12 protein-coding genes are annotated in these 13,229 nt (G+C 66.6%); 7 read left to right on the top strand and 5 right to left on the bottom strand.

Annotation, left to right across the window (positions count from 1 at the left end; all coding sequences use genetic code 11):
- The first annotated feature begins 83 nt into the window (after positions 1-83).
- From ACLJEU_RS26475 to ACLJEU_RS26460, 4 genes are all read left to right on the top strand, one after another.
- Positions 84-1,511, top strand: coding sequence for a hypothetical protein (locus ACLJEU_RS26475; RefSeq protein WP_414664600.1), 1,428 nt, complete (start codon positions 84-86; stop codon positions 1,509-1,511).
- Positions 1,508-2,578 carry a 3-deoxy-7-phosphoheptulonate synthase gene (locus ACLJEU_RS26470; RefSeq protein WP_414664599.1) on the top strand — a complete coding sequence of 357 codons (1,071 nt, stop codon included), beginning with the start codon at positions 1,508-1,510 and terminating at the stop codon, positions 2,576-2,578. Before ACLJEU_RS26475 ends, ACLJEU_RS26470 begins: the two co-directional genes overlap by 4 nt.
- Before the next feature lie 8 nt (positions 2,579-2,586).
- Positions 2,587-3,003, top strand: coding sequence for a hypothetical protein (locus ACLJEU_RS26465; RefSeq protein ID WP_414664598.1), 417 nt, complete (start codon positions 2,587-2,589; stop codon positions 3,001-3,003).
- Between the two features lie 65 nt (positions 3,004-3,068).
- Entirely contained in the window at positions 3,069-3,530 is a 462-nt protein-coding gene (locus tag ACLJEU_RS26460) for a DUF5069 domain-containing protein (protein ID WP_414664597.1), read from the top strand.
- A gap of 148 nt (positions 3,531-3,678) precedes the next feature.
- On the opposite strand, the gene ACLJEU_RS26455 is transcribed toward ACLJEU_RS26460, so the two are convergent.
- Positions 3,679-4,980, bottom strand: a complete 1,302-nt coding sequence (locus ACLJEU_RS26455; protein WP_414664596.1) for a Gfo/Idh/MocA family protein — start codon at positions 4,978-4,980, stop codon at positions 3,679-3,681.
- A 5-nt stretch (positions 4,981-4,985) separates the two neighbouring features.
- Positions 4,986-5,558, bottom strand: coding sequence for a hypothetical protein (locus ACLJEU_RS26450; RefSeq protein ID WP_414664595.1), 573 nt, complete (start codon positions 5,556-5,558; stop codon positions 4,986-4,988).
- Between the two features lie 163 nt (positions 5,559-5,721).
- On the opposite strand from ACLJEU_RS26450, the gene ACLJEU_RS26445 reads away from it, so the two are divergent.
- Entirely contained in the window at positions 5,722-6,048 is a 327-nt protein-coding gene (locus tag ACLJEU_RS26445; protein ID WP_414664594.1) for a hypothetical protein, read from the top strand.
- 45 nt (positions 6,049-6,093) lie between these two features.
- On the opposite strand, the gene ACLJEU_RS26440 is transcribed toward ACLJEU_RS26445, so the two are convergent.
- From ACLJEU_RS26440 to ACLJEU_RS26430, 3 genes are all read right to left on the bottom strand, one after another.
- Entirely contained in the window at positions 6,094-7,794 is a 1,701-nt protein-coding gene (locus ACLJEU_RS26440; protein ID WP_414664593.1) for a GH39 family glycosyl hydrolase, read from the bottom strand.
- A gap of 229 nt (positions 7,795-8,023) precedes the next feature.
- Entirely contained in the window at positions 8,024-9,511 is a 1,488-nt protein-coding gene (glpK, locus tag ACLJEU_RS26435) for a glycerol kinase GlpK (RefSeq protein ID WP_414664592.1), read from the bottom strand.
- A 102-nt stretch (positions 9,512-9,613) separates the two neighbouring features.
- Entirely contained in the window at positions 9,614-10,339 is a 726-nt protein-coding gene (locus ACLJEU_RS26430; protein WP_414664591.1) for an MIP/aquaporin family protein, read from the bottom strand.
- 419 nt (positions 10,340-10,758) lie between these two features.
- Between ACLJEU_RS26430 and ACLJEU_RS26425 the strand changes: the two genes are divergently transcribed.
- Positions 10,759-11,859 (top strand): dipeptidase, encoded by a 1,101-nt coding sequence (locus ACLJEU_RS26425; protein ID WP_414664590.1) that lies wholly within the window; start codon positions 10,759-10,761, stop codon positions 11,857-11,859.
- Positions 11,856-13,193, top strand: a complete 1,338-nt coding sequence (locus ACLJEU_RS26420; RefSeq protein ID WP_414664589.1) for an MFS transporter — start codon at positions 11,856-11,858, stop codon at positions 13,191-13,193. The genes ACLJEU_RS26425 and ACLJEU_RS26420 overlap by 4 nt, the downstream gene beginning before the upstream one ends.
- The last annotated feature ends 36 nt before the right edge of the window (positions 13,194-13,229 follow it).

The following is a 13,229-nucleotide window of genomic DNA, read 5'->3' as shown; positions in this document are numbered from 1 at the left end:
ACCGGTCAATCCCTACCTCCGCCCCACGCGCAGCGGTCGGTCCGACCCCGCGGATCAGGCGAAATCGTGTTCGCCAGAACCGGGTGAGCCGCTTTGCTCGCGGCATGGGATTTTTCGACCGCTTTTCCTCGAAGAAGCCAGCGCCGGCCCAGGCGGCAACGCCTGCGGCTCCGGCCGTCGCCGCGGAGCCGAGCCCTACGATTGCCACGACGCCGCCGGTCGAGGCGTCCGCTCCCGCTCAGGTCCCGGCGGGGGGCGTCAAACCCCGGCTGGCCGCGGCCCGCGAGAGCCTGCAACTCAAAGATCTGGCAGGCGCGATGGCCGTTTATGAGGAGTTGTTGGCCAACGCGGGTGATCGGGCGGACGTGCTGGTGACGGTATCCGGCGACCTCGGCTCCTACGGACACGTGGCGGAGATCATCGAGCTGATTGCGCCGCGCTACGACGCGGACCGGCACGGACCGGCGACCGGGTTGAATCTGTTGCAGGCTTACCTGGCGGTCCGGAACGCCGACGCGGCGCAGCACGTGCTCGACATCCTTTTCGCGTTGAACCGACCCGAGCTGGAGGATCGCCTGCACGGTTTCTCGAATGCGATCGCCGAGTTGATCGCGTCGCCGTTCTCCGCGGAGGTGGCGATCGGCCGCGGCCCTGACGCCGCGAAGGTGGGCCTGATCAGCATCAGCAAGCCGATCTGGTACTACGGCTTCGAGACGCTCGAGTCCCGGATTCTGCCGCCGAAGGAAGGCCAGCTGCGCCGCATCGCGTTCGCCCAGTTCGCGCTGCCCGGCCACGGCGAGCGGCAGGCGGTGGCCGCTGATCCGGGCGGTGAGGATGAACTCGGGCGACTGTCGCGCGGCATCCCGTTGTGGCTGGCGGAAACCTTTTATTTCTCTCCGCTCTATCGACCGATCGCGGCGATTGGTCTCGTGAAGCCGCCCGACGGCGAGGGCCGCTTTGTGACCTTCGACTCGGCGTGGACCGTCGAGAACCTGCGCCAGCTGGTCGAAAGCACGGACGGAGGCCTCGATTACATCGTGACCGGCAATATTCACATCAAGGCCAGCGATTACGAAGTCACGGTGCGGATTTGGGAAGTAAGGACCTTTCGCGAGCGGCGCGCCTATACGGTCCGTTGGACTCCCGGCACCGCAGACACCACGCTGGCTCATTTGCAGGCGCAGGTGCGGGGTTACATGGAATGGTCGCCGACGAGCGCCGCCCTGGCCTACTCCATTCCCGTGCGCCCGCGGACGTGGGTCGATACCCTCTCGGCGTCGCTCACACTGTTTCTCGCGGAAAAGTCGCTGCTGGCCCAACCGTCGGCGGCGCTGGTCGACGCGGATGTGAAAAACGCCGCGCGGCAGGCGCCGACGGGCGAGGCCGAATCGCTCGCGTACCTGGCGTTGCAGGCGCGGGCGCAGCGCCTCGGCTTCGACGCGAAGGCCGACGCCACCCTGGCCCGCTCGCCGGTGGTGATGGAGGCGCAGACAGTAACGGCACTCGGATGACGTCCCTTCCGCCGCGCCCGGCCACCGCCGATCTGCGCATTCGTGCGCAGAAACCGCTCATCGCCCCTGCGGTCCTCGAAGACGAACTGCCGTTGTCCAACCAAGGGGCGGAGCTGGTCGCCCGCACCCGACGCGAGATCGGGGCCATCGTCACCGGAGCGGACGATCGCCTGCTCGTCGTGATCGGACCGTGTTCCATCCACGATCCCGCGTCCGCGCGCGACTACGCGCAGCGGCTGCATGACGTCGCGCCTCTCTACGGCGCGGATCTGCTGCTCGTGATGCGGGTGTATTTCGAGAAGCCGCGGACGGTCGTCGGCTGGAAGGGCCTGATCAACGATCCGTATCTCGACGGCAGTTTCCAGATCAACACCGGGCTCCGGCTCGCGCGGACGCTGATGCTCGACGTCGTGAATCTCGGGCTGCCCGTCGGCACGGAGTTTTTGGATACGACGCTCGGCCAATACTACGCCGGGCTGGTGTCGTGGGGTGCGATCGGCGCCCGTACGGTCGAGAGCCAGGTGCACCGCGAACTCGCTTCCGGTTTGTCGATGCCGGTGGGTTTGAAAAACCGCACCGACGGCGACGTGCAGGTAGCGATCGACGCCATCCGCTCGGCGCGTCACCCGCACTGGTTTCCCTCGCTCACCCGCGAGGGCGCGCCCGCCGTGATGGGCACGACGGGCAATGAGCACACGCATCTCGTGCTGCGCGGCGGATCGCGCGGGCCGAATTTCTCGGCGGAACACGTGCGCAGCGCGGCGGAACTCCTGCGCGCGAACGGCCTGCCGCCGCACGTCATGATCGACTGCTCCCACGCCAACAGCGGCAAGGATCCCGCCCGGCAGCCCGCCGTTGCGGCAGACGTGGCGGCGCAAGTGGCGGCCGGCGATCGCGCGATCATCGGCGTGATGATCGAAAGCAATCTCGTCGGCGGCGCGCAGGATTTTCAGGCGCGTCCCCTGGTACCCGGTCGCAGCATCACGGATGCCTGTCTTGGCTGGGAGCAGACGCTGCCCGTGCTGGCGCAGCTGGCCGCGGCCGTGCAGCGGCGGCGCAAGCCGTAGGGCGGCTCATGGACGACTCCTTCTGGATTCAAGGCGTGCGCGTCGCAGGCGCCTTTCACCTGCTGACCGTCGCCCTCGCGACGGTCACGCCGATCCCGGCGAACTGGGACGCCAACCTCGCGCTGCTCCCGGACGTACACCGCCGTTTCGCGGTGGCGCAAAACGTGTTCATCGGTGGCACGATGGTGCTCGCCGGAATCGTGAGTCTGCTGTTCGCGCCGGAGCTGGTGTCGGGGGCGGTCACGGCCCGGATTATCTGCGCGGCGATCGCGCTGTGGTGGGGCGCGAGGCTGGTCATTCTGCCGTGGCTGCGGGTGTGGCAGGAACTGCGCACGCGGTGGCTGCGCCTCGGCTTTGTGTTTCTGCACGCGGAGTGCGCCACGCTGGCGGTTGTCTATGGCTGGCTGGCGGGGCGGGCTGGTTGAACGGACGCAGTGAGTGGGAGGAGCCGGCCTTGACGGCACCCGGTGACCGCCGTGAGCGTGGCGGCGTGCCATCGAAACCGATTCCGGGTTCCACCGGTGAAGTGCTCACGACGTTGCCGTCACCGTATCTGCCGCATGCGGCGACGGGTCTGTTGTACCTGCCGCGCTTCCTCGCGAAATGCCGTTACGTGAAGGAGCACGGCGCGCTCCCGGCGAGCTACGCGAAGAACTACAAGCGCGGCTGCGATCGTTTCCTGTCGCAGCACCTCAGCATCGAGCCGGCCGCGATTGAGCGGATCGTCCAGGAGTCGGCGAACGACGCCGAGATCGAGCAGAAATTGAAACAACTCCTGCCGGCCGACGTGCGCGCCGCGCAGTGGAACCGCCGACTCGTGCAAATGGGCATGACCGTCGCCGGCCGCGAATTTCTGAAGGAAGCCCTGACCAACATGGGCTGCGCCGATCGCGCGGACGACATCAAGAGCGTGCCCGACTTGATCGATTTCGACGAAGGCCGGATCGAGTAGTGGACAATGGCGGAGTTGAGAGTTGAGAGCTGAGAGTTGAGAGACAAACCCGCGTCGCGCCGGGATGCGGGCGATCCGAGTGCATTTCCGTGGATCGATCTCTCAACTCTCAACCCTCAGCTCGCACGCCTGCGCGCGCGGCGCGCGCTCACGTCAGCGACCACGGCGACCGCATGGCGCGGCCGCGGAGGCGGTTGGCCATGTCGTCACCGACGAATTCCTCTTGCGCCGGATCCCACCGCAGCTTGCGGCCGAGCACCATGCTGATCTGGCCGAGGTTGCACACGGTCGTCGTGCGATGGCCGAGCTCGACGTCGGCGATCGGGCGTTGGCGCGATCGCACGCAGGCGAAGAAGTTTTCGTGGTGATTGTTGCTCAGCGGCAGCTGGATCTTCTTTCCTGCGGCCTGCATCTCGCGCAACAGATCGTTGCTCGACGCACTCATCTTGTTGCGGGCGATGTCGAGCCAGCCGCGTTCGCCGACGAACCGCGCTGTGCCGCCGCCTTCGAAGCGCGTGCGGCAGTGCATCGGGACGCCGTTGGCGTAGCGGACGGTGAAGTCGACCTTCGTCGCATTCGTGAAAAGTCCGCTGCTGGGAAACTCGCCGTGACCCTCGACCTCGACCGGACCGCTGTTGTCCATGTCGAGCGCCCACTGGCCGATGTCGAGATAGTGCGCGCCCCAGTTGGTCACCTGGCCGTAGGCGCTCTCGGAGATGAAGCGGAAGTTGTAGTGGCAACCCTGTGACGTGTACGGCCGCCACGGCGCGGGCCCGAGCCACATGTCCCAGTCGAGGCCGGCCGGCACCGCCTCGGGTTTCCAGGTCGCGCCGCAATGCCGGTTGTTCGGCGGAATGAAGCACTCGATGCGATCGAGTTTGCCGAGGCCCTGGTTGCGGACGAATTCGGCGACGTCGTGAAACCGCTTCATCGAGCGGTGCTGCGTGCCGTGCTGCGCGACGCGGTTGTACTTGCGGGCGGCGGCGACAAGCGCGCGGCCTTCCTGAATCGTGAGCGTCAGCGGTTTCTCGACGTAGACGTCCTTGCCGTTCCGCATCGCATCGATCGCCACCAACGCGTGCCAGTGATCCGGCGTGCACACGAACACCACGTCGATGTCGGCGCGGCGGTTGAGTTCACGGAAGTCCGCGTAGGCCTTGCAGTCCTTGGTGCCGTAGGAGGTGTTGACGAGCGCGGCGCTCTCGTTGCGCCGTTCCTGATCGACGTCGCAGACGGCGAGAATGCGCACCGACTCCGGGTAGCCTAGGATCGCGGGAAAGTGACTGTCGGAGATGTTGCCGCAGCCGATGATCCCGACGGTGATTTTCTTGCTCGGGGCGTTTTCGCCGCGCAGGCCCGAGGGCAGGATCAGCGGCGCCGCGACGAGGGCCGTGGCGAGACCGGTCTTTTTGATGAACTCGCGGCGATTGAGAGAGGTGACGGGGTTCATGGGCGTCAGGCTTTGGCGGTGGCGAGGAGTTCGAGTGCGCGGGTGGCCGCTTCGCGCACGAGCGCGGACTCGGCGGCGTTGTCCTTGAGGGCGGTGAGCGCGGCCGCGGCTGCGGTGTCGCGGCGCACCCCGATGCTGCCGATGAGGCCCGCCTTGGCCGGGCCCGTGACCACGCCGAGCGCCTCGCGCAGGGCGGCCGAGGCTTCGGGGCCGGCGATGGCATCGAGGGCGTAGCGCGCCGATTCGACGGACTTCGCGTCGCGGAGGAGAGCCGCGAGTGCCGGCACGCTCTTTGCGCCGCCGACGAGCACGAGCATCTGGCAGAGAAACTGCCGGCCGGCCTCGGTTACGCCCGGCAGCGCCAGGGCTTTCAGCAGGCGATCCTCCGCCTGGGCCCGTTCTGCCGGCGGCGTGCTGATCACTTGTTCGCGGACGCTCCAGGCGAAGCTGCGATCCCCGCCGTATTCGAGCCGTACGCAGGACTCCCAGGGATCAGGCGTCGTGCCCGCGTTTGATTTGCGGTCGGCAGAGCGAGTGGCGGTGGCGGACGGGGCGGGGGCTTTTTTTTCTGCACTCATGGTGACGCAGGAAACTGCAGGCGATCGATGCTCCTCGCGGGGAGAAGTCGCAACGCCAATCCCGGCCGCGGCCGGTGCGTACGTTGGAAAGAAGCCGGGTTCCCGGCCTGCCATCCAATTCTTCTTTTGCAGTTTTTCCCGCGTCTACTATTGGTGACGCTCCATGGTCAAAGGTCAGAAAGTTGTCTGCATCAACGATACGTTTACCGCCACCATCCGGGCGCTCTACAAGCAGCTCCCGGTGAAGGACAACATCTACACGGTCCGCGAGGTGTTTCTCGGTCGCGAGAAAATCGTCAAGGGCGGCGACACCGCCACCGTCGGTCTGCTGCTGCAGGAACTCACGAACCCGCGCGATCCCTTTCACCAGGGCGAACAGGAACTGGGCTTCTCCTCCGAACGCTTCGCGCCGCTCAACGAACTCCCCGATGAAGAGGCGGAGGTCGAAGAGGTGGTGGGCGTCGGTGCCTGGGCACCCGCGGGCGCCTGAGGCGCCTCGCTTTCGCCCCGCGGTTGTTTCGGTCGACGCCGCGCTCTACGGCAGCGTGATCACGATCAGCGACACGCCTTGCCGCGGAAGCGTGAACTGCAACCGCGCGGCGCCGTTGCGCACACCGATCGTCGCGGGTGCGTCCTTGAGCTGAGCGAGCTGCGCCGCGGCTTCGAGCTGGGCGTACTGGCCGCGGGACGGTGCGGTGGGCGAGCCGAGCGTCTGCCAGAGGGCGTACGCGTTGCTGTGCTGCCCGTCGACCCGATGGTGCACGAGCCGCGCTTCGCCTGCGCCGGCGACCGGCAGCCCGGCGAGGGCGAGTTCGATCGCCGCATCGGCCCCGGGCACGTCGTCATCGTGATAGTGCCACACCAGAACGGAGAGCTGACGCTTCGCGGCGTCGAAGCTCGCGAGCGCACCGACGTCCGCCGTGCCGCGCACGCCGCTTTTGATGATGGCTTCGACGCCCGGATCGCCGGAGCTGACCGCGTCGATGCGGCGTCCGCCCATCTTCGCCATCATGCGGTGCACGTTGAAGACCGGCAGCGTGAGTCCGTTGCTGGCCATCGCGCGGAAGCCGGCGAAGTATGGCTGGTCCTCGAACTCGAACGCCCACGTCGTGGCGCCCTCGAAGTTCACGCCGTGTTTTTCCGCGAGCAGATGTTTGCGGGCGAACGACGCCGCCGTGTAGCTCGAGTACATCGTGCCGTTGCGATAACCCAGGTGCGCGCCCTGGCAGGCGGCGCAGCCGTCGGGATCGGATTCGCCGAGGATGATCGGCGTCGACTTGAGTTCGGGATAGCGGGCGACGCGCGCGAAACCGGCGTCGATCGTCTTCAACTGCCCGCCGATGCCCATGCGCACGTGACCGTCGACGTAGACCGGGGTCGTGCCCTTGGCGTGAAACGCGATGAAGTCGAGCGGCGTGCCGGTCTGGCCGGTCGCGTGGTTCTTTCCGCGCAGGCAGTGCTCGAGGAAGTCCTCCATGAACTTGCCGCCGTCGCCGGCTGTATCCGGACCGCCGACACGCGCGGTGGGCAGGGCGCGGCGGACGGCGTCGATGGCGAAGTCATGCGTCTTGCGAAACTCCTCCGGCGTGCCGCGCCAGTAGCCGATGTTCGGCTCGTTCCAGACTTCCCAGTACCATTGCGCCACCTCGGCCGCACCGTAGCGGGCGACGCAGTGCTTGACCCACTGATACACCAGCTCCGCCCACTTCGCGTAGTCCTTCGGCGGATAGGCCCAGCCGGTGTAGATTTCGTTGTAAGGAAAACCCGGCCGCCATTCGTGCTGGTAGGGATCGGGCTTGGTCGAGAGCGCCTTCGGCATGAAGCCGATCTGCGCGTAGGGTTTCACGCCGCCCGCCAGGTAGGCGTCGAAGATGCCGTCGACGATCGTCCAGTTGTAGATCGGATTCCCCCGAGCGTCCTCGGTGTAGGCGTTCGTGCTGCCCCATTTCAGCGCCGGTGTGCCGTCGCCTGTGACAAGCAGGCTATGCGCGCGAAAATATTCCTGCGGTTCACCCAGCGCGCCGATGTCGCGGAGGAGTTTTCGCCCGTCCTTCATCGTCGCGTAGTTCGGTTCGTCCGCGCCGAAGAAGCGGTAGATCGGTTTCAACTCCGCGCGCGGTTGCGTGGCATCGACGCGAATCGTGACGGGAAACGGCGCCGGCGCGGCGTGGACGACGGGCAGCGCGAGCAACGCGAACGCGAAGGTGCGAGACAGCAGACAGGAGAGCGGTGACATGGGGAAGGGGCGGGGTTGGGGTGAGCAGGCCGGCCGTGAAGAACCGTGGCAACGGGGCGTCGGACGGACAGTCGGGACGCGGGGAAAACCGGAAACCGGAGACCGGAAGCCGGAAACTCAAATGAGCCGGGACGCAGGCCTCCGGCCTGCAATGGATCGAAGCAGGCGGGATGCCTGCGCTCTCGGCTGCGCGACGTGAATGCGCAGGCCGGGAATGCACTCCTTTGCCTTACTCGGCCTCTTCCCAACGCTTCGCGCGGTCGAGGGCCTTGTTCCAGCCGGCGAGGTGCTGCTGGCGCTGGGCCTTTTTCATCGCGGGCTTGAAGCGCCGGTCGACCTGCCACTGCGCGGCGATCTCGGCCTGGTTTTTCCAGTAGCCGACCGCGAGTCCCGCGAGGTACGCGGCCCCGAGGGCGGTGGTTTCGGCCACGCGCGGGCGCACGACGGGCACGCCGAGCAGGTCGGCTTGAAACTGCATCAGGAGATTGTTGGCGCAGGCGCCGCCGTCGACGCGCAGTTCCTTCAGGCGGATGCCGGAGTCGGACTGCATCGCGTGCAGCACGTCGTGCACCTGGTACGCGATGCCTTCGAGCGCTGCCCGCGCGATGTGCGCCGCCTTGGTGCCGCGCGTGATGCCGGCCATCAGGCCGCGGGCGTATTGATCCCAGTGCGGCGCGCCGAGGCCCGCGAACGCCGGCACGAGGTAGATGCCGCCGGTGTCAGGCACCTGGGCGGCGAGCGATTCCACCTCACCCGAGGTCTTGATCAACCCGAGGCCGTCGCGCAGCCACTGCACCACGGCGCCGGCGATGAAGATGCTGCCTTCGAGCGCGTACTCGGTGCGGTTGCCGATTTTCCAGGCGACGGTGGTGAGCAGATTGTTTTTCGACGCGATCGGCTTGGTGCCGGTGTTCATCAGCATGAAACAGCCGGTGCCGTAGGTGTTCTTGACCATGCCGGGCTGCGTGCAGACCTGGCCGAACAACGCGGCCTGCTGATCGCCGGCGATCCCCGCGATCGGAATCGCCGCGCCGAACAGCGTGCTGTCACCGTAGACTTCGCTCGAGGCCCGGACCGTGGGCAGCATCGCGCGCGGAATGCCGAAGAGCTTGAGGAGATCGTCATCCCAGTCGCAGGTCTTCAGGTTGAACAGCATCGTGCGCGACGCATTGCTGACGTCCGTGACGTGCACGCGGCCGCCGGTGAGATTCCACACCAGCCACGAATCGATGGTGCCGAACGCCAGTTCGCCCGCCTGCGCGCGGGCCTTGGCGCCGGGCACGTGCTGGAGGATCCACTGCAGCTTGGTGCCGGAGAAATAGGCGTCGATGACGAGCCCGGTCTTGCGTCGGATGAGCGTTCCCTTGCCGGCCTTCTTCAACCGATCGCAGGCGCCGGCGGTGCGCCGATCCTGCCAGACGATCGCGTTGCAGATGGGTTTGCCGGTCGCGCGGTCCCAGACGACGGTCGTCTCGCGCTGGTTTGTGATGCCGATGGCGGCGACGTCCGAGGCGGTGAGTTGCGCCTTGGCCAGCACCTCGGTGGCGACGTGGGATTGCGTGGCCCAGATTTCGTTGGCGTCATGTTCCACCCAGCCCGGCTGCGGGAAAATCTGCCGGAATTCCTGCTGTGCCACGGCGATGATCGCGCCCTTGTGATCGAAGATGATCGCGCGGGAACTCGTGGTGCCTTGGTCGAGGGCGAGGATGTATTTCATGGGAGGTGCTGGTACGGAAACCGTGAAGGGTTTTCCTGGCTTTCTGGCTTTTGAATTTGTCCCCGACGGGGCGTTTGCCTGATGGCGAACAAGCACTGCCGGTCACCAGCAGCGGTGGAAAAAGTACGCTCCGAGGATGCCGCCGAGGATGGGGCCGATCACTGGCACCCAGGCATAACCCCAGTCGCTGTCGCCCTTGCCGGGGATCGGGAGCAGCGCGTGCGCGAGCCGGGGCGCGAGGTCGCGCGCGGGGTTGATGGCGTAGCCGGTCGGGCCGCCGAGGGAGAGGCCGATCGACGCAACGATCACGCCCACCAGCACCGGCGCGAAACCTTTGTCGAAGCCAGTATTCGGCAGGAGGTTTTCCGGTCGCAGGATGGCCAATACGCCGAGCACCAGCACCGCGGTACCGATGATTTCGGTGATGAGATTCGCGAAAGGCTGGCGGATCGCCGGGCCGGTGCAGAAGACGGCGAGTTTGCCGGCCTTGTCATTCGTCGCGCCCCAATGCGGAAAATACGCGAGCCACACCAAAATGCTGCCGAGGAAGGCGCCCGCCATCTGGCCCAGGATATAGTTCGGCACGAGCGCCCAGGGGAATTTGCCAATCGAGGCGAGGCCGATCGTGACGGCGGGATTCAGGTGGGCGCCGCTGACCGAACCCACCATGTAGACCGCCACCGTCACCGCCAGCGCCCAGCCGGCAGTGATCACGATCCAGCCGCTGGCGTGGCCTTTTGATTTCTGCAGCACGACGTTCGCGACGACTCCGTCGCCGAGCGTAATGAGGATCATGGTGCCGAAGACTTCGGCGAGGAACGGCGACATAGGGGCAGGGGTTGGGGTGAAACAGCCAAACGCAGGGGAGCGTCGGCGGGATGCAATCACTCCGGCGGGAAAAATCCAGTTTCCATTCCGACCGGACGCGGAGCGGATTGAGCAGGAAGCCAGGAAATCAGGAAGGAGACAGGGGACGGGAGACGGGAGATCTGAGATCCGAAATCCGAAATCCGAAATCCGAAATCCGAAATCCGAAATCCGAAATCCGAAATCCGAAATCCGAAATCCGAAAGAGGGCCGCCTATACCAATAGCGGCGGCTGGGGCAGCGGAATCTTTTGGCTTTCCGGCTTTAGAATTGTCTCCGGGTTTTCTGGTTTCCTGCTTCACCCTGCCTGCCGTCTTCCTGTCCCCCGTCACCTGTCTCGTGTCCACTGTTCCCTGTCCCCCGTTCTTCCCCGCCGCGCGATGAAACCGAAATTGATTTTTGACGTTCACCTCGACCTCTCCTGGAACGCGATTGAGTTCAATCGCGATCAACGCTGGACCCAGGAGCGGCTGCGCCGGCGCGAGATCGGCATGACCGACAACCCGGGGCGTTCGCGCAGCACCGTGTGTTTCCCGGAAATGCGCCGCGGCAATGTCGGCCTGTGCGTCGCGACGCAGCTCGCCCGCTACGTGCCGTACTTCGGCCGGCTGCCGGGCTTCGCGAGCCCCGAGCAGGCCTGGGCCGAAACCCAGGGCCAGCTTGCGTGGTACCGCGAGATGGAGGCCTGCGGCGAGCTGGTGCAGATTCGAAATCGCGCGCAACTCGACGCCCACCTGCCCACGTGGCTCGATGCGGCGCCCGAGCGCTCCGACGCGACCGCAACCGCGAAAACGCCGATCGGCTACATCCTGAGTCTCGAAGGCGCGGACTCGATCGTGACGATGAAACACCTCGAGCGCTCGTACGCCGACGGCCTGCGCGCGCTGGGCCCGGTGCACTACGGCCCGGGCGTGTACGGTCACGGGACCGACGACGAGGGCCCGTTGACGCCGCGCGGCCACGAATTGCTGCGCGAGATGGAGCGGCTCGGCATCATTCTCGATGCGACGCATCTCTGCGACGAGAGTTTCTGGGACGCGATGAAACGCTTCCAAGGCCCCGTCTGGGCGAGCCACTCCAACTGTCGTGCGCTCGCGAACTGGAACCGGCAGTTCAACGACGAGCAGTTGAAGGCGTTGATCGCGCGCGGTGCCGTCATCGGCATGGCGCTCGACGCGATCATGATGGTGCACGGCTGGGCGCATCACCGCTCGAAACCGCAGGACTTCGGACTGAAACTGGAAAAGCTCTGCGAGCACATCGATCACATCTGCCAGCTCGCGGGCAATGCCCGGCATGTCGGCATCGGCACGGACTTGGATGGTGGATACGGGACCGAGCAGATGCCGATGGACGTCGATAGCATCGCGGACGTGGCGAATCTCGGCGATCTCCTCGCGGCTCGCGGCTACAAGCCCGACGAGATCGAAGGCGTGTTTCACGGCAACTTCGTGCGCTTCCTTCGGAACACCTGGGCGTGAGCGACGCAGCCTCCGTCAGTCCCACGCGCGTGCGCGGGCGGATCATCGCCGTCAGCATGGCGATGGCGTTCATCCTTTATCTGGATCGGATCTGTCTCGCCGAGATCGTGAAGGCGGCGTCCTTCCAGCAGGACATCGCGCTGACGAAGGAGCAGATCGGGCGCGTCCTCGGCGTTTTCTTTTTCTCTTACGCGCTCTTCCAGGTGCCGGCGGGCTGGGCGAGCGATCGGTTTGGCGCGCGCCCGATGCTCACGACGTACATCGTGCTGTGGTCGATCTTCACGGCGCTCACCGGACTGGTCAGTTCGTTTCCGGGACTCGTCGCGATGCGGCTGCTGTGCGGCGCGGCGGAGGCGGGCGCCTACCCGACGAGCGGCGCGTTGATTCGACGCTGGATGCCGCTGGCGGAGCGCGCGCGGGCGAGTTCGCTCGTCACGCTGGGTGGGCGCATCGGTGGCACGCTCGCGCCGTTTCTCACCGCGTGGATGGTGGTGGGCCTCGGACACTGGCGGCCCGTGCTGTGGATCGACGGCGCCGTCGGACTGTTGATCGCCGCGCTTTACTGGCACGTCGTGCGCAACCGGCCCGAGGATCATCCCGCGTGCAACGCCGCCGAACGCGCGCACATTGGCTCGCCGCCGGTCGAGCCGCCGTTGCCGTCGCGCGAACTGGGCCGCGTGCTCGGGGCGTTCTGCCGGAGCCGCAGCCTGTGGCTCAACGCGGGCATGCAGTTCCTGATCAACTTCGGCTGGGCGTTTCTGATCACGTGGCTGCCGACGTACCTGAAGGAGGCGAAGCACGTCGAAGCCGTCGCCGGCGGCCGCATGGTCACCCTCGTCCTCGCCGGCGGCATGCTGGGCCAGATCGCGGGTGGCTTGTACGCGGACTGGTGCGTGCGGAAATTCGGCCTCAGGTGGGGCCGCCGCGTGCCGCTGTGCACGTCGGGCACGCTCGCCGGCGCGGCCTATATCGGTTGTCTCTACGCGGGCTCCGCGTGGGCCGTCGTCGGGTTTTGCGCGGTCGTGTCCTTTGGCGTGGATCTCGGCGCCCCGGCGGTGTGGGCGTTTCTCCAGGACATCGGCGGACGCGTCACGGCCGCGGCAGCCGGCTGGGCCAACATGTGGGGCAATTTCGGGGCGTCACTCACCGCGATGATGGTGCCGTGGCTGCTGGCCGTGGGCGCGAATGACGAGGAGGGGCATCGGTACGTGTTCCTCGCGTGCGCGGGCGCGCTGTTCATCTCGGCGTTCGCGGCGCTGGGGCTGGATGCGTCGAAGCCGGTGTGGCGCGCGCCGGAAAACGGTGTCGCTCCGGCCGCTACGCCCCGCGTGTGAACGAACCTCCCGGCGCCGGTGGCTGCGAGCGTCAGC

Source organism: Terrisphaera buseokensis (assembly GCF_047521145.2).
In the GTDB taxonomy this organism is placed as follows: Bacteria; Verrucomicrobiota; Verrucomicrobiia; order Opitutales; family Opitutaceae; genus ER46.
This window is presented reverse-complemented; position numbering and strand designations above follow the sequence as displayed.